The sequence below is a fragment of the Rhizobium sp. GCM10022189 genome (genome assembly GCF_042656325.1).
Taxonomy (GTDB): domain Bacteria; phylum Pseudomonadota; class Alphaproteobacteria; order Rhizobiales; family Rhizobiaceae; genus Rhizobium.
Window position 1 is genome coordinate 15,685 of the sequence record NZ_JBHSOR010000030.1, and the last position, 23,572, is coordinate 39,256.

Here is a 23,572-nt window from a genome sequence, read left to right on the forward strand (position 1 = left end):
CTTGCAGGAGATCGTCAGGGCGAGGCCGCCGACGAAGCAAGGGAGACCGGCGCGTCATGGGCCGGATGCCGGCCGTGGATGCGGCGCGGTTTCAGCCTGTCCTGCGATGTCAGCGGATTGTCGGCGTCGAAGGAGAGGAAGAGCGCCCGCAGTTCCGGCTCTTCGACCAGCAGCGCCGCCTGCGCCGGAGAGATCCAGATTTTCTGCCTCTGGGCATATTCGGCGCAGTGACCGGCCTCGCTCTTCAGCCGCAGCAGATGGAGCGAAACCCTGAGCGGATTTCCGGGGTCGCTGAGATCGGCATAGTGGGCGAGCGGCTTCTTGCGGACCTTGCCGCTGACGCCCACTTCCTGCAGCGCCTGGCGCTGGGCGCAGCGATAGGGCTTTTCCCGCCTGCCGGGAATGCCTGTCGGGATTGTCCAGCGGCCGGTCTCGCGGCTTGCGATCAGCAGCACGGTCAGCGCCCCGCCCCTTTCCACCCGGCAGCAGATGGCGCCGCTCCTGTCGATCCTGCGGCCTGCGGCACTTGCGGATATGGTCTCGTCCCGTTCGGATGAATGCGCAATCATATGCATGGTCTGCCTGCTCTCTCCTTCTTCTTGCAGGGAGATTAGGGCGCAACATCCGATGGAAAATAGAGACCCCTGAAAATTGAGGTAGCGCGGACCGGCCGGCCCGAAGAGCCGCCTGTTTCAGGCCCCGGCCGCTCGTGCCGCAAAGACACGCCCGATCACCGGGACCGCCGACATGGCCCGCGGCCAGCCGGCGTAGAAGGCGATATGGGCAAGCATTTCCGAGGCCTCCTCCTGCGTCAGCCCGTTATCCATCGCCCTGCCGGCATGGAAGGGAAGCTGCTCCGGCTGGCCGATCGCAATCAGCGCGGCCACCGTTATCAGGCTGCGGTCGCGCGCAGACAGGTCCGGCCGTCTCCAGAGGTCGGCAAACAATACGCGGTCGGTAAGGTCCGCCAACGCCGGAGCCGTCGGCGCGACCGTCGCGGCCACCCGCGCCGCCCGTGCCGCTTCGCCCTCCCGCGGCAGGTCTATCGGCGCCCGGTCGCTGCCGGGGATCGGGCCGATGCCGCGCTCTTCGAAGACCGCGCGGGTCTCGGCCACCGCCGACATGGCGTTCGGCCATCCGCTATAGAAAGCGAGATGGGTGAAGACCTCGCCGAGTTCGGAAGGCTCGACGCCGTTGTCGAGCGCGCGGCGCACATGCGCGCCGATCTGCGCCACCCTGCCGGTCGCGACAAGAACCGCCACCGTGACCAGGCTGCGGTCGCGCGGCGCAAGCTGCGGCCGCAGCCAGACCTCACCGGCCAGGACGTCGTCGGTGAAATGGCCGAGGCCGGGCGCGACCTCATGCACGACATCCGGCGCGACGCGCACGCGTCCCGCCCTTTCGAATTTCGTCACCATCTGAAATCTCCTGCCGGCTTTCTCAGACCCTGAGCAGGGCCTTGATCGCGCGGCGCTCGTCCATCGCCCTGTAGCCTTCGGCCACATCCTCAAGCGGGATCTGCAGGTCGAAGACCTTGCCGGGGTTGATGGTGCGGTCGAGGACGAGATCCATCAGATAGGGCAGATAGCGGCGCACCGGCGCCGGCCCGCCGAGCAGGCTCTTCTGCTGGAAGAACAGCTGCTGGCCGTCGAACGTGACGCCGTGCGGCACGCCGACGAAGCCGATCTTGCCGCCCGGACGGGCGCAATCGACCGCCTGCCCCATCGATTCCTGCGTGCCGACGCATTCCAGAACGCTGTCGGCGCCGACGCCGCCGGTCAGTTCCTTGATCCGCGCCACCCCATGCTCGCCGCGTTCGGAAACGATGTCGGTCGCGCCGAATTCCAGCGCCAGGTCCTGGCGGCTCTTGTGGCGGCTCATGGCGATGATGCGCGCCGCACCCATCTGCCTTGCGGCAAGCACGCCCATCAGCCCGACGGCGCCGTCGCCCACGACGACGGCGGTCGAGCCCTCCTGCACGCCCGCCGCGTCCGCCGCATACCAGCCGGTTCCGAGCACGTCGGAAACGGCAAGCAGGCTCGGGATCAGGTCGTCGGCGGGAAGCGCCGAGGTCGCAACCAGCGTGCCGTCGGCAAGCGGCACACGCGCGAAAGGCGCCTGCGCCCCGCTCATGAATTCGCGCTGCTCGCAGGACGACTGGAAACCGAACCGGCAATGCGGGCAGGTATTGTCGGACAGGCAGAAGGAGCCGACGACGAACTGGCCGGGCCTGACCGTCTTCACCGCGCTGCCGACCTCCACGACGATGCCGCAATATTCGTGGCCCATCGCCCTCGGCTCGTTCACCTCGTTGAGGCCGCGATAGGGCCAGAGGTCCGATCCGCAGATGCAGGATGCCGAAAGCTTGATGATCGCGTCGGTCGGCTTCTGGATCGTCGGCTCGGCGACTTCCTCGCAGCGCACGTCGCCGGGGGCGCGCATGATTGTTGCCAGCATGGCCATGTCCTTTTCTGATCGGTCCGCGCGTCCTCGAAGCGGGTCCGCACGGTGCTCAGGATCGAATCTACCACCCCTCCATTGATCGGATTAGATGGGCAGCTCGGCATGCGGTCATGAATCCCGTTCATGACTACATGCCGATTGCGCGGGCTAATCGAAGCCGGCCGGCTGGTCTATCTTCCGGTCATCCAACGGAAAGGCAAGATCATGAAAAAGCGCATTCTCGGCCGGGGCCTGGAAGTCTCGGCCCTCGGGTTCGGCTGCATGGGCCTCAACTTCTCCTACGGCCATTCGCTGGCGACCGGCGACAGCGTCAGGCTGATCCGCGACGCCGTCGAGCGCGGCGTGACCTTCTTCGACACGGCGGAGGTCTACGGCCCCTTCACCAACGAGGAGATCGTCGGCGAGGCGCTGCGCCCCGTGCGCGATCAGGTCGTCATCGCCACCAAGTTCGGCTTCCGCTTCGAAGACGGCAGGCAGGCCGGCCTCGACAGCCGCCCCGACAATATCAGGCGCGTCGCCGATGCCTCGCTGAAGCGGCTCGGCATCGAGACGATCGATCTCTTCTACCAGCACCGTGTCGATCCCGAGGTTCCGATCGAGGATGTCGCCGGTGCGGTCAAGGATCTGATTGCCGCCGGCAAGGTCAGGCATTTCGGCATGTCGGAACCCGGTGCCGCCACCGTGCGCCGCGCCCATGCGGTGCAGCCGGTCACGGCGCTGCAGAACGAATATTCGCTCTGGACGCGCGGCCCGGAAACGAACGGCATCCTTGCCGCCTGCGAGGAACTCGGCATCGGCCTCGTGCCCTACAGCCCGCTCGGCAAGGGTTTCCTCACCGGCGCGATGAGCAAGGACAGCAAGCTCGCCGACAATGACTTCCGCAAGAACCTGCCGCGCTTCACGCCCGACGCGATGGAGAAGAACCAGGCGCTGGTCGATCTCATCACCCAGGTCGGGCAAGCCAAGAAGGCAACCCCGGCCCAGGTCGCGCTTGCCTGGCTGCTGGCGCAAAAGCCCTGGATCGTGCCGATCCCCGGCACCACCAAGCTGCACCGGCTGGAGGAAAACCTCGGCGCCGCCGATCTCAGCCTCACGGCCGCCGAACTCGCCGATCTGGAAGCGGCCGCCGCAAAGATCCAGGTCGAGGGCGACCGCTATCCCGAGCGGCTGATGAAGATGACCGGCCTCTGAGGCCCGGCCTCCCAGCAAGGCAGGCCGGGGCCGCAACACCCCGGCCTCGACCCGTTTGCCGAAAGAAGACGCATGGCCCATGAACTTGCAGGCTCCGCCGGCGACCGCGCGGAAACGATTGCCCTGACCCCGCCCGCCCCGTCCCCGCCCACTGCGACCCCGCCCGCCGCGACGCCGCCCCGCCTGCGCGTGCTTGCGGTGCTGAGCGCCCTCATGGGCTTCGCCTCGATCTCCACCGACCTCTACCTTCCCGCCATGCCGGCGATGGGCCGCGATCTCGGCGCCGATACCGGCTCGATCGAGCTTACCGTCTCCGGCTTCCTCATCGGCTTCAGCCTCGGCCAGCTCTTCTGGGGGCCGCTCGGCGACAGGCATGGCCGCCGGCTTCCCGTCGCCGTCGGCCTGCTCTTCTTCGTCATCGGCTCGGCCGGCTGCGCGATCTCGAACTCGGCCGGCGAAATGATCTGCTGGCGCGTCGTGCAGGCGCTCGGCGCCTGCGCCGGCGTGGTGCTGGCGCGCGCCATGGTGCGCGATCTCTATGAAGGAAGCCGCGCCGCCCAGATGCTCTCGACCCTGATGACCGTCATGGCGATTGCGCCGCTGCTCGGGCCGATCGTCGGCGGCCAGATCCTGGCGCTCTCCGGCTGGCGCACGATCTTCTGGGTGCTGGTTGCCGTCGGCCTCGCCACGCTCGCGGCCCTCTTCACCATTCCCGAAACCCTTGCCGAAGAGCGGCGCAACCGCGAGCCGATCATGTCGGCGCTTGCCGGCTACGCCAGCCTGATCCGCAACCGGCGGCTTCTCGGCTTTGCCGCGGCCGGCGGCTTCTTCTATGCCGGCATCTACGCCTATATTGCCGGCACGCCCTTCGCCTATATCGACTATTACCGCGTCGCCCCCGAACTCTACGGCATCGTTTTTGCGCTCGGCATTGTCGGCATCATGGCGACCAACATGCTGAACTCGCGCCTCGTCGCCCGCCTCGGCACGACGACCATGCTGAAGATCGGCACGTCGGGCGCCATGATGTCAGGCCTTGCCACGCTTGCCGCCGGCATGACCGGCTGGGGCGGCCTCTGGGCGCTTGCCACCCTGCTCCTTCTCTTCGTCTCCTGGTCGGGCCTGATCGTCGCCAATTCCATCGGCGGCGCGCTGCAGGATTTTCCCGCCCGCGCCGGCGCCGTCTCCGCCCTCGTCGGCGCGCTGCACTATGGCAGCGGCATCGCCGGCTCGGCAGCTTTGCAAGCCTTTCGCTCGTTGCCGCAAGGCGGCCGTCTTGACCGGGCGGGTTCATGAGCGGAAACTAGGAACCGGCAGCCCATCCATTAAAGGCATTCATGAATGAAGCGCGAGGAACTGGCCGATCTCCATGCCTTCCTGGCCGTGGCCGACGAGCAGAACTTCACCCGCGCCGCCGCCCGGCTCGGCACGTCGCAATCGGCGCTCAGCCACACGATCCGGCGGCTGGAAACCCGCCTCGGCGTGCGGCTGCTGACGCGCACGACCCGCAACGTCGCCCCGACCGAAGCCGGCGACCGGCTGATTGCGACGCTGCGGCCGGCGCTCGACAGTATCGGCGCCGAACTGGCCTCGCTCGGCGAATTGCGCGAGCGCCCCGCCGGGACCATCCGCATCACGACCGCCGAACATGCGGCCACCACCATCCTGTGGCCGGTCATGAAGAACCTGCTGCACGACTATCCCGATATTCATGTCGAACTCGGGCTCGATTCCAGCTTCACCGACATTGTCGCGGAACGTTTCGATGCCGGCGTGCGGCTCGGCGAAGCGCTCGCCAAGGACATGGTCGCCGTCAGGATCGGCCCCGACCTGAGAATGGCGATTGTCGGTTCGCCCGACTATTTCGCCCGCCATCCCGTGCCGAAAAGCCCGCAGGACCTTGCGGCACACCAATGCATCAATCTGAGGCAACTGAGCGGCGGCGGCTTCTACGCCTGGGAGCTGGAAAAGGACGGCCGCGAGCTGCGCGTGCGCGTGGACGGCCAGCTCGCCTTCAACAATACCGGCATGATCGTGCGCGCCGCCGTCGCCGGCTTCGGCCTCGGCTTCGTCATGGAGGACATGGCCGAGGCCGAACTCGAATCCGGCGCGCTCGTCCGCGTGATGGAGGACTGGTGCCCGTGGTTTTCCGGCTACCACCTCTATTACCCGAGCCGCCGCCAGCCCTCGGCCGCCTTCTCCATCCTCGTCGATGCGCTGCGCTATCGCGGCAGGCCGTAGGCCCTACTGGAACAGGCCGGCAATCCCGTAGCAGGCGGCGGCGATGGCGGCGGCGGCCGGCATGGTGACGACCCAGGCGACGACGATATTGCCGGCGACACCCCAGCGCACGGCCGAAAGCCGCCGCGCGGCGCCGACGCCGATGATCGCGCCGGTGATCGTGTGGGTCGTCGATACCGGAATGCCGAGCCATGTCGCCGCAAAGAGCGTCAGCGCCCCGCCGGTCTCGGCGCAGAAGCCCTGCATCGGGTTCAGCCGGGTGATCTTCGAGCCCATCGTGTGAACGATGCGCCAGCCGCCGAAGAGCGTGCCGAGCGCCATTGCCGACTGGCAGGAAATGACGACCCAGAGCGGCACATGGAAGCTCGGGCCGAGCTGCCCCTGGCTGAAGAGAAGAACGGCGATGATGCCCATGGTCTTCTGCGCATCGTTGCCGCCATGGCCCAGCGAATAGAGCGAGGCCGAGACGAACTGCATGACGCGGAAGGTGCTGTCGACCGCAAAGGGCGTCTGGCGCACGAACATCCAGGAGACGACGAGCACGAAGAACAGCGCCAGCAGGAAGCCGATCGCCGGCGACAGGACGATCGCGCCGACCGTCTTCAGCAGGCCGCTCCAGACGATGGAACTGACGCCGACCTTCGCCAGCCCCGCCCCGACCAGCCCGCCGACCAGCGCATGCGACGACGACGAGGGAATGCCGAACAGCCAGGTGACGATGTTCCAGACGATCGCGCCCATGAGCGCCGCGAAAATGACCTGCGGCGAGACGATCGCCGGATCGATGATGCCGGTGCCGAGCGTTTCGGCCACATGCAGGCCGAAGAACAGGAAGGCGATGAAATTGAAGAACGCCGCCCAGGCGACGGCATATTGCGGCCGCAGCACCCGCGTCGAAACGATCGTCGCAATCGAATTCGCCGCGTCGTGCAGCCCGTTGAGGAAATCGAAGAACAGCGCCACGCCGATCAGGCCGATCAGCAGCGGAAGGGAGAGAGTGGCTTCCATCAGACGTTCTCGATGACGACGCCGCTGATTTCGTTCGCCACATCCTCGAACCGGTCGACGATCTTCTCCAGGTTGCTGTAGAGTTCGCTGCCGATCATATAGGCCATGGCATTGCCGCTGGCGCCATGCCGGCGATAGAGGTCCCTCAGCCCCTCGTCATGCAGCTCGTCGGACCGGCCCTCGACCCGCGTGATCTCCTCGGCGATCGCCGAGAGCCGGGAGGCATTGGCGCCCAGCTTGTCGAGCAGCCCGATCGCCTGCTGCATGAGGCCCGCGGCCTTGACGATCTCGCCCCCCATTTCCTGCATCAGCGGATCGAAACGCGACTGCTCGAACAGGCGGATGATCTTGACCGTCTTGTGCATCATGTCGATCGCATCGTCCATGGACTGGATCAGATCCTTGATGTCGCCGCGGTCGAAGGGGGTGATGAAGCTGCGGCGGATCGCCTGCAGCACTTCGCGGGTAATCTGGTCGGCCTCGTCCTCCAACGCCACGATACGGTCGCAATTCTCCTCGACCGCCTCGCCCTTCAGAAGTTTCTCCATCGCCTCGGCCGCCGTCACCACGGTTTTCGCATGCCTGCAGAACATCTCGTAGAAGCGGTCTTCCCGCGGCATCATCTTGCGAAACACGCTCATCATTCCGGGCGATCCTTCCCTTGCGGACGACGGTCATCAAAGACTGTCATAAATGTGTCATAAATCGTCGCAGGGAATTGATCCAAAATGTAAAAATTGGCAATGCTCGGCGTCATGAAATCCAGCAAAAAAGGCACAAAATCCGACGCTGGGCCGGCAAGGCCCCTGTTGAAACAGCTTGCGGAGCGGCCGCAGCAGCTTTTTTCCGGCGCCTTTCGCCAGCAATACGGCGCGCTCTGCTTCCGCTACAGGAACGGCGGGCCAAGGACCGATCATTCGGAGATCGAAATCCTCGTCGTCACCACCCGCGACAGCGGCCGCTGGATCATTCCCAAGGGCTGGCCGATGAAAAAGAAGAAGCCGCACGAGGCCGCCGCCATCGAGGCCTGGGAGGAAGGCGGCGTGCGCGGGGCGGTGAGCAAACAGCCGGTCGGCCGCTACACCTATCTGAAGGAGCTGGACAATGGCGACGTCGCGCCCTGCATCGTCGATATTTTCCAGATCGAGGTCGAGCATACGCAGGACCGGTTCCGCGAAACCGGCCAGCGCCGGCTCGATTGGGTAAGCCCCGACGAGGCGGCCCGGCGCGTGCGCGAACTCGAACTGAAATCCCTGCTCGTCGATTTCCGCCCGCGGCTGGGCAAGCAGGCGCGCAAAAGCAAGGCCTGAGCCGCAGCCCTTGCTGCTGCCTCATTTACATCGGCGTTTACGGTAACGTACTTCTCCCGGATGAAGGCTTGTGAAAGGCTCCTCCCCGGAAAGCCGCGCGAGGGGGAAGAGCCATGAGAGGGTCCAAGCCTGCATCCGCCACAGTGCCTGCCGGCATTGCCCGCCACGCCGCCATCGCCACGCTGGCGCTCGCGCTCGCCGCGCCGGCCGGGGCGCAGACGGCCATGCCCGTTACCGTCGACAATTTCGCCCGCGCCGAATCCGACCTCTATTTCGGCAGCGCGGTGAAGGATTCCGGCGGCAAGACCGGCAGCTTCCACCATCACCGCGAGCCTGTTGACATCGATCATCAGGCCGTCATCCGGACCAATCGCGATACGCTCTACTCCTCCGCCGTCATCGACCTCGATGCCGGACCGGTCACCGTCACCCTGCCCGATGCCGGCAAACGTTTCCGCTCGATGCAGGTCATCAATGAAGACCATTACGTCGTCGGCGACGTCAAATATGATGCGGGCAGCTATACCTACGACCGGGCGGCGGCAGGCACGCGCTACATTTTCGTTGCGATCCGAACCCTCGTCGATCCCGGCAATCCCGAAGATCTCAAGCAGGTTCACAGCCTTCAGGACGCCATGACGATCAGCCCGGCAGACGCCGGAAAATTCGAAGCGCCGGACTGGGACCAGGCGAGCCAGAAGGAGATCCGTGACGCGCTGATCGTGCTGGGCGCGACCATTCCCGATTTCCGGGGCGCCTTCGGCACCAGGGACGCGGTCGATCCGATCCGCCACCTGATCGGCACCGCGGTCGGCTGGGGCGGCAATCCGGAGAAGGACGCAATCTACCTGAACGAGACGCCGCCGAAGAACGACGGCGAGACGGTCTACCGGCTCACGGTCAAGGATGTCCCCGTCGACGGCTTCTGGTCGGTCAGCGTTTATAATGCTCAGGGTTATTACGAGAAGAACAAGCTCGACGCCTATACGCTGAACAATATCACCGCTGCCAGGGAGGCCGACGGTACGGTCAAGGTGCAGTTCGGCGGCTGCGACGGCAAGATCGTCAATTGCCTGCCCATCGTGGAGGGCTGGAACTATACCGTGCGCCTCTACCGCCCGCGCCAGCCGATCATGGATGGAAGCTGGACGTTCCCGGAGCCGCAGCCGGTCGGGAAGTAGGCTGTGGGGCGTGCTGCCGCCCCGTCAGTTGCGCAGCCTGTAGCCCGTCTTGAAGATCCAGCCGAGCGTGGTCAGGCAGATCAGCAGGAACAGCGCGATCATGCCGAGGCTGATGAGCGGATTGACGTCGGCAATCCCGTAAAAACTCCAGCGGAAGCCGCTGACGAGGTAGAGAACCGGGTTGAAATGGCTGACCGCCTGCCAGAAGGGCGGCAGCATGTTGATGGAATAGAAGCTGCCGCCGAGGAAGGTGAGCGGCGGCACCACCAGCATGGGGATGAGGTTCAGCTGCTCGAAATTCGTCGCCCAGATGCCGATCATGAAGCCGAACAGGCTGAAGCTGACGGCGGTCAGAAGGAAGAACAGCACCATCATGAACGGGTGCTCGATGCGCACGTCCACGAAGAGGTTGGCGGTGATGAGGATGATCGTGCCGATGATAAGGCCCTTGGTGGCGGCCGCCCCCACATAGCCGATCAGGATCTCCGTCATGGCGACGGGCGCCGACAGGATCTCGTAGATCGTGCCGGTGAATTTCGGAAAATAGATGCCGAAGGAGCCGTTGCCGATGCACTGGCCGAGCAGCGTCAGCATGATGAGGCCGGGCGTGATGAAGGCGCCGTAGGAAACGCCCTCCACCTGCTGGATGCGCGTGCCGATGGCGGCCCCGAAGACGATGAAATAGAGCGAGGTGGAAATGACGGGCGAAATGACGCTCTGCAGCAGCGTGCGCCGCGTGCGGGCCATCTCGAAGAAATAGATCGACTTGATCGCCTCGAAATTCATTTTGCCGCTCCCACCAGCGATACGAATATGTCTTCGAGCGAGCTCTGGCGCGTCGAAAGATCCCGGAAATTGATGTTGTTTTCGCCAAGCCGCGTCAGCAGCGAGGCCACGCTTTCGTGCTCGTTGCGCGTGTCGAATTCGTAGACGAGCCGGTTGCCCTCGGCCTCGATCGACAGGCCGTTGCCGGCAAAACAGTCGGGCAGGCTCTCCAGCGGATCGTTGAGTTCGAGGATCAGCTGCTTGCGGCCGAGCTTGGCCATCAGCGCCTGCTTGTCTTCGACGAGCAGCAGCTCGCCGCCGTTGATGACGCCGACGCGGTCGGCGATTTCCTCGGCCTCTTCGATATAATGCGTCGTCAGGATGATGGTGACGCCGGAGGCGCGCAGCCGCTCGACCACCTGCCACATGTCCTTGCGCAGCGCCACGTCCACGCCCGCCGTCGGCTCGTCGAGGAAGAGGATCGAGGGCTCGTGCGACAGCGCCTTGGCGATCAGCACGCGCCGCTTCATGCCGCCCGAAAGCTGGCGCAGCGTATTGTCCTTCTTGTCCCACAGCGACAGGTCGCGCAGCACCTTTTCGATATGGGCCGGGTCCGCCTTCCTGCCGTGCAGCCCGCGCGAAAAGCTCACCGTGTTCCACACCGTCTCGAACTGGTCGGTGGTCAGTTCCTGCGGCACGAGGCCGATCATCGTGCGCGTGGCGCGGAAATCCTTCACCACGTCGTGGCCGTCGACCGTGACGGTGCCGCCGCTCGGATTGGCGATACCGCAGATAATCGAGATCAGCGTCGTCTTGCCCGCCCCGTTCGGCCCGAGCAGCGCCAGGATTTCGCCGCGCTCGATCTGAAGGTTGATGCCCTTCAGCGCCTCAAAGCCATTGGCATAGGTTTTCGTGAGATTCTGGACGGAAATGATCGGTGCCATGGGGCTCTTTGCGGATATCGGATCGAATTTGGCCCGCTATATAGCCGTTTTGTGAAAGTTTGACATCCCGAAGGGGCTGAACACAGCATTCACGCCATCCGCCTGTCGGGCCGCAAAACCGGCGGGCAGCCCTGTCCACAGGATAATGCGGCCGGCAAAAAGAAAGTTGCCGGCGGGCCGCCGATGTCATCAATCGGTGATGTTCGTCCCGCATAAAAACACGCGAGGACAGCACCGGCTCCCGCCCGCCGCCCACCCCTTTGCGGAGCCGCCCTTTCGGCGATCTCGTTACGCCCTTTCTGCTGGCCTCGGCATTGTAGTGAAATTGATTGTCAGTCACGAAATGCCAGGAACCGGCCAGTACCCCTGTTCAGCCGTGTTCGTCTAAGCCGGCCCTGGGCCGGCTTTCTTTTTATCCTTAGCCGGCTTGAAAGGCGCCTCAAAGCTGCCGGCGCATCGACGAGCCCGAGCGCGCCGGAGAAGAAGGCGTGAAGGTGGCCGCGTCAGTCGTCGAGGCTGTCGAGAATATCGTGGAGAAGCCGTTCGGCATAACGCATCGTTTCGAACTGCTCGTCCGGCGACAGCTTGTGCGCCACGCATTCGGCGCGGATCGCGGTCCTCAGCTTCGCCAGAAGGGCCGCCTGCTCGTAGGGCGTGAACGCGCTGTCGCGAACGGTGATCTTCGCGATCGTTTCCAGAATGGCGATGCGCCCCTCCACCTGCCGTGCCGAGCCGACATAGGACGGCCGCTGCGGCCGGAGGTTCCGGCGTGGGAATGTTACGATATTGCTCATGCGCCCCTCACAGGGCCGGTGTCTTGAAATCGGATCCCGACAGCATGGTATGCAGCTTGTATTCGCTGTCGGCACCCTGCCGGTAAAGGTCGATTGTCACCCGAGCGAGTTCGCGCGCCTCGGTGCAGTCGCGTGAAATGCCGCGCTCTGCGCAGAGCCTGTCGAAGGCCTTCTGCACGATCGCAAGCTCCACAGCACCGATCCAGCGGTCCGCAGGCGCATCCGTTCCGATCTTCGGTTGCATGATCTCCTCCCGATCGCTCCGTAAAGATGCTGCCAAACGCGCGACGCGGCAGAGAGTTCCACACAAAATTCAGGACGCAAAAATTTTCCCTGGAGCGCGCGGGCATGGCCCGGTTCAGGGCCTGCCGGCACCCCCGCAACCGCCTCGAAAGGAAAAACCAATGCGCTGCGTCCCCCTGCTTTTCCGATGACGTTGCCGCCCGTTGCCGCTACACCCCGCCCCCGAAAAAGGCGAGCCGGGTGAGGATCGTATAATCGGCTTCCGATACCATCAGCGCCACGAAGACCAGCACCAGTAGCGGCGGCAGCAGGATGGCGTAGACCAGGGCCAGCCTCTCCCAGGCCATGTGCATGAAGACGGCGACGATCAGCCCCGCCTTCAGCATCATGAACAGCAGGATCAGCGTCCATCTGAGATAACCCTGGATGCCGAGATAATCGACCATGTAGGAAAAGGCGCTGAGCACGAAGAGCAGGCCCCAGACGAGAAGATAGAGCCGGATCGGGTGCTGCTGCCCGTGTTCCGCCGCCGGGACCGCCGGGCTTTGCGCATGTGCCGTTGTCTCGCTCATGACGACCTCACCACAGATAGAAGAAGGCGAAGATGAAGACCCAGACCAGGTCCACGAAATGCCAGTAGAGGCCCATGATCTCGACGGCTTCGTAGCGGCCCTTCCGGCTGGTGAAGAAGCCGCGCCGCTCCACGTCGAAATCGCCGCGCCAGACCTTGCGGGCGATGATGAGGAGGAAGATGACGCCGATCGTGACATGGGTGCCGTGAAAGCCGGTTATCATGAAGAAGGTCGAGCCGAACTGCGCCGCCCCCCAGGGGTTTTCCCAGGGGCGCACGCCTTCGGTAATCAGCTTCGTCCATTCGAAGGCCTGCATGCCGACGAAGGTGGCGCCGAGCAGCGCTGTCAGCAGCATCAGCGCCGCCGTCCGGCCGCGCTCGCGGCGATAGCCGAAATTGACCGCCATCGCCATCGTGCCGCTGCTGGAGATCAGCACGAAGGTCATGATGGCGATCAGGATCAGCGGAACATCCTGCCCGCCTATATGCAGGGCGAAGACCTCGCTCGGGTTCGGCCAGGCGACCGGGGTCGACATGCGCGCGGTCATGTAGGCGATGAGGAAACAGCCGAAGACGAACGTGTCGCTGAGCAGGAAGATCCACATCATCGCCTTGCCCCAGGAGGCGGTCTTGAAGGCGCGCTGGTCGGAGCTGAAATCGGCCGCGACGCCGCGCAGGCCGGCCGGCCTGACGCTTGCCTCCCCATGTGTCCCGACAGTCTGTGCCATCCGTACCCCCTAGTTCAGCAATGTGCGGCAGAGATCGACGAAATCGTTCGCCCAGCCGGCAAAGAGCGCAAAGAGCAGCAGCCAGACGGCGAGCATGAAATGCGAATAGATGGCCGACAGCTCGACGCTGAGCCGCAGCCTTTCCGGCGGCGCGTCCGGCGAAAACGACCGCACCGTCGTATGCGCGAGCACGCCGAGCCCGCCGAGAATATGCAGCCCGTGCAGGCCGGTCAGCATGTAGAAGAAGCTGTTGGCGGGATTGTCGGCAAGCACGTAACCGGCCGCCGCAAGCTGCCGCCAGGCCTGCAGCTGGCCGGCGAGGAAGAAGGCGGCAAGCGCAAGCGCCGTCACCAGCGCCGGCCGCAGGCTTTCCATGCGCCCGTTGCGGGCCTCGTGCCGCGCCCATTGCAGCGCCGCGCTGCTGAGCGCAAGGGCGGCCGTATTGACCCAGAGCAGGCGCGGAACCGGCATTCCCCACCAGTCCGCCAAGCCCATGCGCATGAAATAGGCGCTGACGCCAAGGCTGAAGAGCGCGCCGACGACGCCGAGAAACACGAAAAGGCCGATCTTGACCGCCGGCACCGGCTGCCGGTGGCGGCCGGCATCGTCATGGGCCGGCAGCTGCAGAGAGCCGGTTTCCAGCCACGGTTTCGAGGTCAGCCGCTGCCCGGAGAGCCACCAGACGATGATGGCGCCGATTGCGGCAAGGAAGATCAGCGTGACGTTCATGCCGGAACCTCGCGGGTGACGCCGCCGGCAGCCGGCACCGTCTGCGGGATGAAATCCTCCGCCGCGCCGGGCACGCTATAGTCATAGGCCCAGCGGTAGACGACGGGCAGGTCCCTGCCCCAGTTGCCGTGCGCGGGCGGCGTCTGCGGCGTCTGCCATTCGAGCGTCGTCGCCCGCCACGGATTGCCGCCGGCCTCCCGGCCCCGCAACAGGCTCCAGAAGAGGTTGAACAGGAAGAGGATCTGCGCCGCCCCGACGATGAGCGCCATGACGGTGATGAAGACGTTCAGCGAATGGGCCGAGGCCGGCACGAAGGCCGTCTCCCCAAGCTCGTAATAGCGGCGCGGCACGCCGAGCAGGCCGAGATAATGCATCGGGAAGAAGATCGCGTAGGTGCCGAGGAAGGTGATCCAGAAATGGATCTGGCCGAGCGTCTCGTTCAGCATGCGCCCCGTCACCTTCGGATACCAGTGACAGATTGCCCCGAAGATGACGAGGATCGGCGCGACCCCCATGACCATGTGGAAATGCGCCACGACGAACATCGTGTCCGACAGCGGCACGTCGACGACGACATTGCCGAGGAACAGGCCCGTCAGCCCGCCATTGACGAAGGTGACGATGAAGGCGAGCGCAAAGAGCATCGGCAGCGTCAGGTGGATATCGCCGCGCCACAGCGTCAGCACCCAGTTATAGACCTTGATGGCGGTGGGAACCGCGATGATGAGCGTCGTGGTGGCGAAGAAGAAGCCGAAGGCCGGGTTCATGCCGCTGACATACATGTGGTGCGCCCAGACGACGAAGCTGAGCGCCCCGATGATGACGATCGCCCAGACCATCATGCGGTAGCCGAAGATGTTCTTGCGCGCATGCGTGCTGATGAGGTCCGAGACGATGCCGAAGGCGGGCAGCGCCACGATATAGACCTCCGGATGGCCGAAGAACCAGAACAGGTGCTGGAAGAGGATCGGGCTGCCGCCGCCATGCTGCAGCTGCTCGCCCATTTCGACGATGGCCGGCATGAAGAAGCTGGTGCCGAGCAGGCGGTCGAACAGCATCATGACGCAGGCGACGAAGAGCGCCGGAAAGGCCAGAAGCGCCATCACCGTGGCGGTGAAGATGCCCCAGACGGTGAGCGGCATGCGCATCAGCGTCATGCCGCGCGTGCGCCCCTGCAGCACGGTCACGACATAGTTCAGCCCGCCCATGGTGAAGCCGATGATGAAGACGATCAGCGAAACCAGCATCAAGAGGATGCCCCAGTCCTTGCCGCCGGGCGTGCCGGACAGGACGGCCTGCGGCGGATAGAGCGTCCAGCCCGCCCCTGTCGGGCCGCCGGGGGCGAAAAAGCCCGCGACCAGGATCAGCACCGCAAGCAGATAGATCCAGTAGCTCAGCATGTTGGCATAGGGAAAGACCATGTCGCGCGCGCCGACCATCAGCGGAATGAGGTAATTGCCGAAACCGCCGAGGAAGAGCGCCGTCAGCAGATAGATCACCATGATCATGCCATGCATGGTGATGAACTGGTAATAGTGGTCGGCATCGATGAAGGCGAAATAGCCGGGAAAGGCAAGCTGCAGCCGCATCAGCCAGGAAAGCACCAGCGCCACCATGCCGATCGCGATGGCGGTCAGCGCATATTGCACGGCGATGACCTTGGCATCCTGGCTGAACACATATCTGGTCCACCAGCTTTTCGGGTGATAAAGCTCGACATCCTCGACTTCGGCGGAGGGGATGCTGCCGGATGGAATCTCGACCATATCTCTCTTCCCTTTCCTTCCCGATGCCGCGCGGTCCTTGCCTGTTCAGTTTGCCGGCGGCGGCTCTCCCGACGATGCGGTCAGTTGGGTGAACGTCTGCTGCTCTCCGAGCCAGGTCCGGTAGTCGGCGTCCTCGTCGACGACCACGGTGCCGCGCATCTGCGGATGGCCGACGCCGCAAAGCTCGGCGCAGAGGATCTCGAACGTTCCGGTGCGCGTCGGCGTCAGCCAGAAATAGGTGACCATGCCGGGGATCATGTCCATCTTGGCGCGGAATTCCGGCACGTAGAAATCGTGGAGCACATCGACCGAGCGCAGCAGAACATGCACCGGCTTGCCGACCGGCAGGTGCAGCTCGCCGCCCTCGACGATGATGTCGTCAAGGCCGCTGGCGTCGTTCCTGTCGAGGCCGAGCGGGTTTTCGGGCGTCACGTCGCGCGTGGCGGCGCGGCCGAGCTTGCCGTCGGCGCCCGGCAGGCGGAAGCTCCACAGCCATTGCTGGCTGACGACCTCCACCGCGGCGGCATCGGCCGGCACGGTGATGAACTGGTTCCAGACGACCAGGCCGGGCGCCAGCATGGCCGCGACGCCGACCGCCGTTCCCGAGGCGAGCAGCACTTCCAGCCGGCGGTTCTCCGGCTCGTAATGCGCCCGGTTGCCCGGCCTGTGGCGGAAGCGGTAGACGCAATAGGCCATGAAGGAGACCACCGCCACGAAGACGATGCCGGTGATCCAGAAGGTGATGACGAGCGTGCTGTCGATATAGTTCCAGTTGGACGCGATCGGCGTCCACCACCACGGGCTCAGCACATGAAACAGCACGGAGCCGACGACAATCAGGACAAGGATCAGCACAACAGCCATTTCCGCCCCTCCCCGAGCAGGTTGACCGTGAAACCGCATTCCGCAAAAAGTCCGAAATTATTATCGCACAGATGGAAAATATCGACAATTACGGCAATTTAGGCATGTGCCGGCCGGCCGCCGACCGACCGTTCGGAGTATGCCCCTACTGCGAATATTGCTTGAGATAGGCGATGAGATTGGTGATCTCCTGATCGTCCTTGACGCCGACAAAGGCCATCTTGGTGCCCTTCACCTTCGCTTTCGGATTATGCAGGTAATCGCGCAGCGTCGCCTCGTCCCAGACGAGGCCGCCCTCGCCGGCCGCCTTCATTCCGTTCGAATAGGCGAAATCGGGATGCGTGCCGGCCTGCCGGCCGAACAGCTTGTTCAGCGACGGGCCGACCTTGTTCGTATCGGAATCGACGACATGGCAGGTCGCGCATTTCTTGAAAACCACGGCACCGGCCGTCGCATCGCCCTCCTGCGCCGCTGCGGCGCCGGGACAGAGGGCAATCAGGCACGCACCGATCAGCAGAACGAGACGGTAAACCACGGCAAACCCCATCCTCCTCAAGGTTGCCCAGCCACGCCCGCCTCCGCGACATTTGCGCGAACGGCGGTTGCGATCTATCAAAATCTAGTCCTTCGCGGGAGCAAGTCAACGGCACCGCGATTGCAGTCCGCCGGCGCCGGCGCCCCGCGCGGTCAGCCCTGCCGCGGGCTCGGCAAGCCCCTGCACATGCCGCCAGATGGCATCGGCACTCGCCCCGGCCGAAAGCGCTGTGACGGTAGGGCGTATCGATTTTACCCGCTCGGATCAGAGGTTCAGGGATTATTCGCGAACAGCTCTCTCTGCACCGGGCCAATCGAAGCCGTCATCAGCCGCGGAAAAGCGACAGGATGTTCTGCGGCGCGCTGTTGGCGATGGAAAGAGATTGCACCGCCAGCTGCTGCTGCGTCTGCAGCGCCGATAGCTGCGAAGACTCCGCTTCCATATTGGCATCGACCAGCCGCCCGACGCCGCTGTCGATGGAATCGCTGAGATTGGAGACGAAATCTTCCTGCATGGAGATGCGCTTTTGCAGCGAGCCGAGTTCGGATGCTGTACTACTCATCTGCCGCAAGGCATTCTCGACGTCCTGCAGTGCATCGGCCAGGCCGCCCGTCGTCAACGTCGTAATATCCATTTCATAGACAGACTGGCCCGACAAGTTCCCGAAGCTCAAGCCAAGAATCCCTGTGCTCGTCATTCCAAGGCTGCCGGTCACTGCAGATCCGAATAGGGTGTTACTGTCCCCGGTATATACGGCGACCACCGAATAGTCTGTCGTCATCACCTTCACATTGCCGTTGCCGTCGCGCACGAAAGAAGTGACCACAGAGCGGCTTGTTCCGTGGGTACCCATCATCCAGTTTTCACCGGCAAACGTGGCCGACTGAGCAATACTCATCAACTGATCCTGCAGCTGATCGATCTCGTCCTGAAGCTTGCTCCTGTCGACGCCCTTCTCCGATGCGGCTACGAGCTTCGCCTTGATCTCGTCCACCACGTCGATCGCATTCGACATGGCCGTATAGGCCGTATCCACCTTCGCTGCGCCGAGGCCGAGCGCATCGGAAACTGCCGACATCGCCTTGTTGTCGGATCGCATTGTCGTGGCGATCGACCAATAGGCGGCGTTGTCGGCGGCTTTCTCCACCCGGTAGCCCGAGGAAACGCGTTGCTGGGTATCCTGAAGGCTGCTGCTGACGTTGCGAAGCGTCTGAAGCGCGGCAATGGCGGAATTGTTCGTGATGATCGACGACATCGACAACCTCAATTTCATTGTAAGCGGTCATTGGCAGGAAAATCGATGCGTCATGCACTCGGAAGGTGGGGACGGTTATCGCCGGGACAGGGTTAACAATTCCTTGTTAAAGTGTTCTCGATCTCACAGCCGGCTCGCAGAACAGCTTTAAATTTCCTGTATTATCCGCCTACTTGCACACGACCCTTCCGCTCTTGCGCGACATCAGGTCGAAGTGGAAATGGTTCCAGTGCTCGGGATTGTAGCCCGGCCCGAGCACGGTGGTGAAATAGTTGCAGCTGTCGGTGCGCACCGCCTTCAATAGCCGCCCTTCGCGGAAGGAGAACAGGCCCTTCTTGCGCACGTCGATCTCGTGGCCGTCCTTCAGCACGAACTTGCCGACGTCGATGGCGTTGCCCTTGGCATGTTCGGAGATCGGATTGTAGCGCTGCAGGCTGTTGTTCATGCGCCGGCAGGAATAGCCGCCGAGCGGCTCGATGGTCTTGATGCCGGTCCAGTAGCGGAAGCGGGCCGAAGGGGCGAGTTCGTTCTTGACCCATTTGGCGAAGGCGAGCGTCACCTGGCAGTTGAGGACCACCGCCGGCTTGACGCCGATATTGCCCGAAAGGCCCTTCAGCGAGACGGGATAAGGCACCTGGCAGGACGGCCCGTTGGAAATCGGCGGGCGATCCTCGAAGATCACGCCCAGGCGCTTCAATTCGCGCCGGCAGGCAAGCTCCGAAGCCGGCATGACGCCGGGATCGACGGGGGCCGGCTGGCTCATCATCGGATTGCTGGGCCGCAGCATGGCGACTTCCTGCGGCTCGTCCTCTTGCGGAACGCGGGCCGGCGCCACGACCGGGCTGCCGTCGCTCCAGGTCTGGGCGCGGCTGCCGGCGGCGCGCATCGGCGCGCGGCCGATCTGGCCGGCGGCAACCGGCTGCGGCATGGTGCGCTGGTTGAGCTGGGTCGGATTGTCCGTGCCGATGCCGTCGACCACGGGCTCGCTCGCATTGACCTCGGCAATCTGCTGCTGCTCGTCCTCGGCCAGCCCGACGACGGGATCGTTGCCCGCCCCGGCGCCAAGCTCCTCGTCCATGTTGACGCCACCGGGCGGAATGGCGAGCGGCTTCACGCCGCCCCAGTTGCCGTTCGAGGCGACCTGCTGGCCCTGCCCCTGATACTGTCCCTGCGCAAGCGCCTCGTCGCTGTCGATCATCGGCAGGCGCCGCCCCGGCTGGCCGGCACCGGCGGCCGGCGCGCGCATATCCCGGCCCGTGCCGGCAAGGTTCGGCGTATCGAGATAGTCGACCTGCCCCTGCATATTGCCGACGGGCGCATTGGCTGCGGGATAGGGCTGGTTCTGGGCCGGCGCCATGCGCACCGGCTGGCGCGGCGAAATGGAGCTGACCCGCGTGCCGCGGTCGATATTTTCAGGCGGCACCAGCCCGTCGCTGATCGAACAGGTGGTCAATGCCGCGGAAAGCAGGGCTGGCAGGGCGGCACGCCGGAGAAGGGAGACAAACGCCATACTTATCGCTTCCGCTTTCCGTTCTTATTCTGGGCGGCCTGTGATCTGAAAACCTCGATTCAAATTTAAGTAAAAACGGTGAATGAAAGCTTTACGTGTGGAGAATGGCGGATCGGGGCCGCCTCTTCGCGCCAAAGAGGTATGTGGGCACCTTCGGGAAGCGATGCGGCGGGCGCGGAGCGATGCAGCGGGCTGGACCGCCAAGGCCGGCCGCTCCCTCCAGGGGGCGAAACACGAGGCCTGTGGTCAGCCCCGGAACCACCGAGAACAGAAAGCAGAAAAAGAGCCACGGCATGCCCTGCCGTGGCCCGTCGCACCCTGAAATGCTTTCCCGCCTCAGGCGGCGCGGCTGATCCGCGCAGCCTGCCCGCGCAGCTGGAACTTCGACAGGAGCGAGCGCAGCTGCCGGCTCTCCTGCGCCAGCGTCTGGCTGGCCGCCGTGGTTTCCTCGACCATTGCGGCGTTCTGCTGGGTCATCTGGTCCATGTGGTTGACGGAGGTGTTGATCTCGTGCAGCCCGGTTGCCTGTTCGCGGGCGGCGGTCGCAATCGAATCCACATGGGCGTTGACGCGGTTGACCAGTGCCTCGATCTCGACCAGCGCGTCGCCGGTGGAGCGCACCAGCGCCACGCCGCCTTCGACTTCGGCAGCCGAGCTCGAAATCAACGCCTTGATCTCCTTGGCGGCATTGGCCGAGCGCTGCGCGAGCTCGCGCACTTCCTGCGCGACGACGGCAAAGCCGCGGCCGGCCTCGCCCGCGCGCGCTGCCTCCACCCCGGCGTTCAGCGCCAGCAGGTTGGTCTGGAAGGCGATCTCGTCGATGACGCCGATGATCTGGCTGATGCGGCTCGAGGAATCCTCGATGCGGCTCATGGCCGAGACGGCGTTGCGCACGATCTCGCCGGACTTGCCGGCGCTCGTCTTCGTTTCCGCCACCATGGCGCGCGCCTCGTTGGCCCGCTCGGAGGCGGTGCGCACGGTGGCGGTGATTTCGTCGAGCGCGGCTGCCGTCTCTTCGAGTGCCGCGGCCTGCTGTTCGGTGCGCTTGGAAAGGTTGCCGGTCGCCTCGCTGATGTCGCGGGCGCTGTCGTCGACGACATGGCTCGATTCGGCGATTGCATGGATGACGCCGTTCAGCGCATCGACCGCGGCGTTGAAATCGCCGCGCAGCTTGGCGTAATCCTGGCCGAGATCGCCGATCGAGACGGTGAGATCGCCGGCCGCCAGCCGCTCCAGCCCGGCGCCGAGCGCCTGCATGGCCGCCGTCTGGCGTTCCGAGGACGAGCGCAGGCTCGCCTCGTTGCCGCGCCGCTCGCTTTCGATCTCCCGCTGGCGCTCGTCCTCGCGCACCCGCAGCTCTGCCCGCTCGGCAACCGAATCGCGCAGCACGATCAGCGATTTCGCCATCTGGCCGATTTCGTCGCGGCGGCCGGCATCGGTGATCTCGACGGCGGCGTCCTCCTCGGCAATCGCGTTCATCGCCGCCTTGAGGCGGGCGACCGGCGCGGTCACGCTGCGCACGATCGCATAGGCGATGGCAAGCGTGGCGAGCGCGCCGGCAAGGCCGACCACGGCCGTCCACATGGCGTTCTGGTAATAGAGCGCGGCAAGGTCATCCGCGTAGACGCCGGTGCCGACGATCCAGCCCCAGGGCGCAAAACCCGCCACATGCGAATATTTCAGCACCGGCTGGTCGGCGCCGGGCTTCGGCCAGTAATAATCGACGAAGCCCTGCCCGCTCGCCTTCACCGTATTGACGAATTCGACGAAGAGGAACTTGCCCTTCGGGTCCTTGTTCTGGCTGAGATCCGTGCCGTTCATTTCCGGCTTGATCGGATGCATCACCATGACCGGCTTCATGTCGTTGATCCAGAAATAGCCGGTACCGTTGCCGTAGCGCATGGAGGCGATCACATCCTTGGCCGCCGCCTGCGCCTGCTCGCGGGTCATCGTGCCCGCCTGTTCGAGCTTGTAATATTTGTCGAAGATGGCAAGCGCGGTCGCGTCCATCTGCGCGAGACCGGCTTTGCGCTCGGCCTCCAGCTCGGAATAGGAATAGTTGAGGAAGAAGATCATGGTGGCGGCCAGCACGGCAAGCGTGAAGGCGACGAGGCTGTAAAGGCGGGTTGAAATCCTGATGTTGCGCATGGGGTTCCCGGCGATTCTTATATCTGACAATGATCAGATACTGATGTGAGCCGCTTACCGGACCGTAAAACTTTATTAGAATACAATGAAATAACGCTGCGTAAGGCATTCGAGACGGCCTTCGCGGCAAGATCAAGCAATTGAATCAAAACCGGATTTTAACGCTTGAGATTTTTTTGAGGCAGGCGGCGATTTTCGCCGCCGCAGGGCGCAAACCGATGATTTTGCGCCCTTTCCCAGCGGCTGGCCTTTGCATTAGGGTGATCCCAGATGAATCACCGGCCAAACGGAGAGCCCTGATGACCGATGCCGCCAAGCCCACGGGCGAACTCACCTTGCGCACGCTCGCCATGCCGGGGGACGCCAATCCGGCCGGCGATATTTTCGGCGGCTGGGTCATGGCGCAGATGGACCTTGCCAGCGGCATCCGCGCCGCCGAGCGCGCCAGGGGCCGCGTGGTGACTGCCGCCGTCAAGGAAATGGCCTTCGAACTGCCGGTCAAGATCGGCGATACGCTGTCGGTCTATACCGATATCGAACGCGTCGGCCGCACCTCGATCACGCTGCGCGTCGAGGCCTGGGCGCACCGTTCGCGCTATAACCAGCAGGAAAAGGTCACGGCCGGCACCTTCATCATGGTGGCGCTGGACGAGGACGGCAGGCCCAAGGTCGTCCCGCGGGAGTGAGGCGATGCTGCAGACGGCCGCGACACCGGAAGTCTACGTCTACATCCGCACCGTGATGTCGATGGTGATCGGCCTGTCGCTCGCCCGCCTGCTCACCGGCCTCGGCGGCATCGTCCAGTCTCCGGGCAAGAACCGCGTCTACTGGGTGCATCTCGGCTGGGTCGCCTCAATGTTCCTCTTCATCATCCATTTCTGGTGGTGGGAATATCGCCTGCAGTCGCTCGCCGTCATTTCCTTCGGCGTCTATCTCTTCCTCATCAGCTTCTGCTGCCTGTTCTTCTTCCTCTGCGTGCTGATCTTCCCGACGACGCTGGAGGATTACGGCGGCTACGAGGAATATTTCATCTCCCGGCGCCGATGGTTCTTCGGCATGCTGGCCGTGACCTACGTGGTGGATTTTCTCGACACGCTCCTGAAGGGCAAGGCCTATCTGGCCGCACTCGGCTGGGAATATCCGCTGCGCAACGCCGTATTCATCGCGCTCAGCATCGTGGCGGCCTGGACTGCGAACCGGCGCTTTCATGCCGTCTTCGTGAGCGTCGGGCTGCTCTATCAGATCTCGTGGATTTTCAGGCTCTACGATCTGATCTGAAGGAAGAAAACCGCCCCCCCCCCCCCCCAAGAGAGAGGGGCCTTCTTT

The 23,572-nt window shown here is 64.2% G+C and carries 24 protein-coding genes and 1 pseudogene; 7 read left to right on the top strand and 18 right to left on the bottom strand.

The annotated features are described in order from the left end of the window. Positions 1-14: 14 nt before the first annotated feature. From ACFPWW_RS13055 to ACFPWW_RS13065, 3 genes and pseudogenes are all read right to left on the bottom strand, one after another. Positions 15-575 carry an NUDIX hydrolase gene (locus ACFPWW_RS13055; protein WP_112573053.1) on the bottom strand — a complete coding sequence of 187 codons (561 nt, stop codon included), beginning with the start codon at positions 573-575 and terminating at the stop codon, positions 15-17. A gap of 126 nt (positions 576-701) precedes the next feature. After that, positions 702-1,391, bottom strand: a pseudogene (locus ACFPWW_RS13060) (carboxymuconolactone decarboxylase family protein); the annotation flags it as partial. A 49-nt stretch (positions 1,392-1,440) separates the two neighbouring features. Continuing rightward, a complete protein-coding gene (locus tag ACFPWW_RS13065; protein ID WP_377311972.1) occupies positions 1,441-2,457 on the bottom strand; it encodes a zinc-dependent alcohol dehydrogenase family protein in 1,017 nt (338 codons plus the stop codon). Between the two features lie 210 nt (positions 2,458-2,667). Here ACFPWW_RS13065 and ACFPWW_RS13070 point away from each other — a divergent pair, with 210 nt between their 5' ends. From ACFPWW_RS13070 to ACFPWW_RS13080, 3 genes are all read left to right on the top strand, one after another. After that, positions 2,668-3,654, top strand: a complete 987-nt coding sequence (locus ACFPWW_RS13070; RefSeq protein ID WP_377311973.1) for an aldo/keto reductase — start codon at positions 2,668-2,670, stop codon at positions 3,652-3,654. A gap of 72 nt (positions 3,655-3,726) precedes the next feature. After that, entirely contained in the window at positions 3,727-4,950 is a 1,224-nt protein-coding gene (locus tag ACFPWW_RS13075) for a multidrug effflux MFS transporter (protein ID WP_377311974.1), read from the top strand. A 45-nt stretch (positions 4,951-4,995) separates the two neighbouring features. Next, complete coding sequence (locus ACFPWW_RS13080) at positions 4,996-5,895, top strand: LysR family transcriptional regulator (RefSeq protein ID WP_112573045.1); 900 nt, start codon at positions 4,996-4,998, stop codon at positions 5,893-5,895. Positions 5,896-5,898: 3 nt separating this feature from the next. Here ACFPWW_RS13080 and ACFPWW_RS13085 read toward each other — a convergent pair whose 3' ends face one another. Next, positions 5,899-6,903, bottom strand: a complete 1,005-nt coding sequence (locus ACFPWW_RS13085; RefSeq protein ID WP_377311975.1) for an inorganic phosphate transporter — start codon at positions 6,901-6,903, stop codon at positions 5,899-5,901. Beyond that, on the bottom strand, positions 6,903-7,547 hold the full coding sequence (locus tag ACFPWW_RS13090) for a DUF47 domain-containing protein (protein WP_377311976.1): 645 nt from the start codon (positions 7,545-7,547) through the stop codon (positions 6,903-6,905). The genes ACFPWW_RS13085 and ACFPWW_RS13090 overlap by 1 nt, the downstream gene beginning before the upstream one ends. Positions 7,548-7,658: 111 nt before the next feature. Here ACFPWW_RS13090 and ACFPWW_RS13095 point away from each other — a divergent pair, with 111 nt between their 5' ends. Beyond that, on the top strand, positions 7,659-8,213 hold the full coding sequence (locus ACFPWW_RS13095) for an NUDIX hydrolase (RefSeq protein ID WP_377311977.1): 555 nt from the start codon (positions 7,659-7,661) through the stop codon (positions 8,211-8,213). A gap of 113 nt (positions 8,214-8,326) precedes the next feature. Continuing rightward, the gene (locus tag ACFPWW_RS13100; RefSeq protein ID WP_377311979.1) at positions 8,327-9,394 is read left to right on the top strand and encodes a DUF1254 domain-containing protein; all 1,068 of its coding nucleotides are present in this window, start codon (positions 8,327-8,329) and stop codon (positions 9,392-9,394) included. Between the two features lie 24 nt (positions 9,395-9,418). Here the strand turns inward: ACFPWW_RS13100 and ACFPWW_RS13105 are convergent, their stop codons facing one another. The 13 genes from ACFPWW_RS13105 to ACFPWW_RS13165 form a co-directional block, all read right to left on the bottom strand. After that, positions 9,419-10,180: an ABC transporter permease gene (locus ACFPWW_RS13105; protein WP_377311980.1), complete on the bottom strand. Its 762-nt coding sequence runs from the start codon at positions 10,178-10,180 to the stop codon at positions 9,419-9,421. Continuing rightward, entirely contained in the window at positions 10,177-11,103 is a 927-nt protein-coding gene (locus ACFPWW_RS13110) for an ABC transporter ATP-binding protein (protein WP_112573034.1), read from the bottom strand. The genes ACFPWW_RS13105 and ACFPWW_RS13110 overlap by 4 nt, the downstream gene beginning before the upstream one ends. Positions 11,104-11,606: 503 nt before the next feature. Beyond that, positions 11,607-11,897: a hypothetical protein gene (locus ACFPWW_RS13115; protein WP_112573033.1), complete on the bottom strand. Its 291-nt coding sequence runs from the start codon at positions 11,895-11,897 to the stop codon at positions 11,607-11,609. Between the two features lie 7 nt (positions 11,898-11,904). Then, entirely contained in the window at positions 11,905-12,141 is a 237-nt protein-coding gene (locus ACFPWW_RS13120; RefSeq protein ID WP_112573031.1) for a hypothetical protein, read from the bottom strand. Positions 12,142-12,349: 208 nt separating this feature from the next. After that, positions 12,350-12,712, bottom strand: a complete 363-nt coding sequence (locus tag ACFPWW_RS13125) for a cytochrome C oxidase subunit IV family protein (protein WP_377311982.1) — start codon at positions 12,710-12,712, stop codon at positions 12,350-12,352. Positions 12,713-12,719: 7 nt separating this feature from the next. Beyond that, positions 12,720-13,439 (bottom strand): heme-copper oxidase subunit III family protein, encoded by a 720-nt coding sequence (locus ACFPWW_RS13130; RefSeq protein WP_112753426.1) that lies wholly within the window; start codon positions 13,437-13,439, stop codon positions 12,720-12,722. A gap of 9 nt (positions 13,440-13,448) precedes the next feature. Continuing rightward, positions 13,449-14,168 carry a cytochrome c oxidase subunit 3 gene (locus tag ACFPWW_RS13135; protein ID WP_377311983.1) on the bottom strand — a complete coding sequence of 240 codons (720 nt, stop codon included), beginning with the start codon at positions 14,166-14,168 and terminating at the stop codon, positions 13,449-13,451. Next, the gene (gene ctaD, locus ACFPWW_RS13140; protein WP_377311984.1) at positions 14,165-15,934 is read right to left on the bottom strand and encodes a cytochrome c oxidase subunit I; all 1,770 of its coding nucleotides are present in this window, start codon (positions 15,932-15,934) and stop codon (positions 14,165-14,167) included. The genes ACFPWW_RS13135 and ctaD overlap by 4 nt, the downstream gene beginning before the upstream one ends. 45 nt (positions 15,935-15,979) lie before the next feature. After that, a complete protein-coding gene (locus tag ACFPWW_RS13145; RefSeq protein ID WP_112573020.1) occupies positions 15,980-16,798 on the bottom strand; it encodes a cytochrome c oxidase subunit II in 819 nt (272 codons plus the stop codon). A 145-nt stretch (positions 16,799-16,943) separates the two neighbouring features. Beyond that, the gene (locus ACFPWW_RS13150) at positions 16,944-17,333 is read right to left on the bottom strand and encodes a c-type cytochrome (protein WP_377311985.1); all 390 of its coding nucleotides are present in this window, start codon (positions 17,331-17,333) and stop codon (positions 16,944-16,946) included. 325 nt (positions 17,334-17,658) lie between these two features. Then, complete coding sequence (locus tag ACFPWW_RS13155) at positions 17,659-18,588, bottom strand: flagellin (protein ID WP_112573016.1); 930 nt, start codon at positions 18,586-18,588, stop codon at positions 17,659-17,661. 169 nt (positions 18,589-18,757) lie between these two features. Next, a complete protein-coding gene (locus ACFPWW_RS13160) occupies positions 18,758-20,098 on the bottom strand; it encodes an extensin family protein (RefSeq protein ID WP_377311986.1) in 1,341 nt (446 codons plus the stop codon). A gap of 336 nt (positions 20,099-20,434) precedes the next feature. After that, positions 20,435-22,246, bottom strand: a complete 1,812-nt coding sequence (locus tag ACFPWW_RS13165; protein ID WP_377311987.1) for a methyl-accepting chemotaxis protein — start codon at positions 22,244-22,246, stop codon at positions 20,435-20,437. Positions 22,247-22,545: 299 nt separating this feature from the next. On the opposite strand from ACFPWW_RS13165, the gene ACFPWW_RS13170 reads away from it, so the two are divergent. Next, on the top strand, positions 22,546-22,932 hold the full coding sequence (locus ACFPWW_RS13170; protein WP_112705912.1) for an acyl-CoA thioesterase: 387 nt from the start codon (positions 22,546-22,548) through the stop codon (positions 22,930-22,932). A gap of 4 nt (positions 22,933-22,936) precedes the next feature. Next, positions 22,937-23,524 (top strand): hypothetical protein, encoded by a 588-nt coding sequence (locus ACFPWW_RS13175; RefSeq protein ID WP_377311989.1) that lies wholly within the window; start codon positions 22,937-22,939, stop codon positions 23,522-23,524. Positions 23,525-23,572 lie beyond the last annotated feature (48 nt).

Coding starts and splice junctions, on each gene's coding strand:
- ACFPWW_RS13110 (WP_112573034.1), bottom strand. CDS start 11,103: ATGGCACCGATCATTTCCGTCCAGAATCTCACGAAAACCTATGCCAAT.
- ACFPWW_RS13125 (WP_377311982.1), bottom strand. CDS start 12,712: ATGAGCGAGACAACGGCACATGCGCAAAGCCCGGCGGTCCCGGCGGCG.
- ACFPWW_RS13055 (WP_112573053.1), bottom strand. CDS start 575: ATGCATATGATTGCGCATTCATCCGAACGGGACGAGACCATATCCGCA.
- ACFPWW_RS13080 (WP_112573045.1), top strand. CDS start 4,996: ATGAAGCGCGAGGAACTGGCCGATCTCCATGCCTTCCTGGCCGTGGCC.
- ACFPWW_RS13175 (WP_377311989.1), top strand. CDS start 22,937: ATGCTGCAGACGGCCGCGACACCGGAAGTCTACGTCTACATCCGCACC.
- ACFPWW_RS13120 (WP_112573031.1), bottom strand. CDS start 12,141: ATGCAACCGAAGATCGGAACGGATGCGCCTGCGGACCGCTGGATCGGT.
- ACFPWW_RS13065 (WP_377311972.1), bottom strand. CDS start 2,457: ATGCTGGCAACAATCATGCGCGCCCCCGGCGACGTGCGCTGCGAGGAA.
- ctaD (WP_377311984.1), bottom strand. CDS start 15,934: ATGGTCGAGATTCCATCCGGCAGCATCCCCTCCGCCGAAGTCGAGGAT.
- ACFPWW_RS13070 (WP_377311973.1), top strand. CDS start 2,668: ATGAAAAAGCGCATTCTCGGCCGGGGCCTGGAAGTCTCGGCCCTCGGG.
- ACFPWW_RS13100 (WP_377311979.1), top strand. CDS start 8,327: ATGAGAGGGTCCAAGCCTGCATCCGCCACAGTGCCTGCCGGCATTGCC.
- ACFPWW_RS13145 (WP_112573020.1), bottom strand. CDS start 16,798: ATGGCTGTTGTGCTGATCCTTGTCCTGATTGTCGTCGGCTCCGTGCTG.
- ACFPWW_RS13095 (WP_377311977.1), top strand. CDS start 7,659: ATGAAATCCAGCAAAAAAGGCACAAAATCCGACGCTGGGCCGGCAAGG.
- ACFPWW_RS13085 (WP_377311975.1), bottom strand. CDS start 6,903: ATGGAAGCCACTCTCTCCCTTCCGCTGCTGATCGGCCTGATCGGCGTG.
- ACFPWW_RS13105 (WP_377311980.1), bottom strand. CDS start 10,180: ATGAATTTCGAGGCGATCAAGTCGATCTATTTCTTCGAGATGGCCCGC.
- ACFPWW_RS13090 (WP_377311976.1), bottom strand. CDS start 7,547: ATGATGAGCGTGTTTCGCAAGATGATGCCGCGGGAAGACCGCTTCTAC.
- ACFPWW_RS13155 (WP_112573016.1), bottom strand. CDS start 18,588: ATGTCGTCGATCATCACGAACAATTCCGCCATTGCCGCGCTTCAGACG.
- ACFPWW_RS13075 (WP_377311974.1), top strand. CDS start 3,727: ATGGCCCATGAACTTGCAGGCTCCGCCGGCGACCGCGCGGAAACGATT.
- ACFPWW_RS13115 (WP_112573033.1), bottom strand. CDS start 11,897: ATGAGCAATATCGTAACATTCCCACGCCGGAACCTCCGGCCGCAGCGG.
- ACFPWW_RS13130 (WP_112753426.1), bottom strand. CDS start 13,439: ATGGCACAGACTGTCGGGACACATGGGGAGGCAAGCGTCAGGCCGGCC.
- ACFPWW_RS13160 (WP_377311986.1), bottom strand. CDS start 20,098: ATGGCGTTTGTCTCCCTTCTCCGGCGTGCCGCCCTGCCAGCCCTGCTT.
- ACFPWW_RS13170 (WP_112705912.1), top strand. CDS start 22,546: ATGACCGATGCCGCCAAGCCCACGGGCGAACTCACCTTGCGCACGCTC.
- ACFPWW_RS13165 (WP_377311987.1), bottom strand. CDS start 22,246: ATGCGCAACATCAGGATTTCAACCCGCCTTTACAGCCTCGTCGCCTTC.
- ACFPWW_RS13135 (WP_377311983.1), bottom strand. CDS start 14,168: ATGAACGTCACGCTGATCTTCCTTGCCGCAATCGGCGCCATCATCGTC.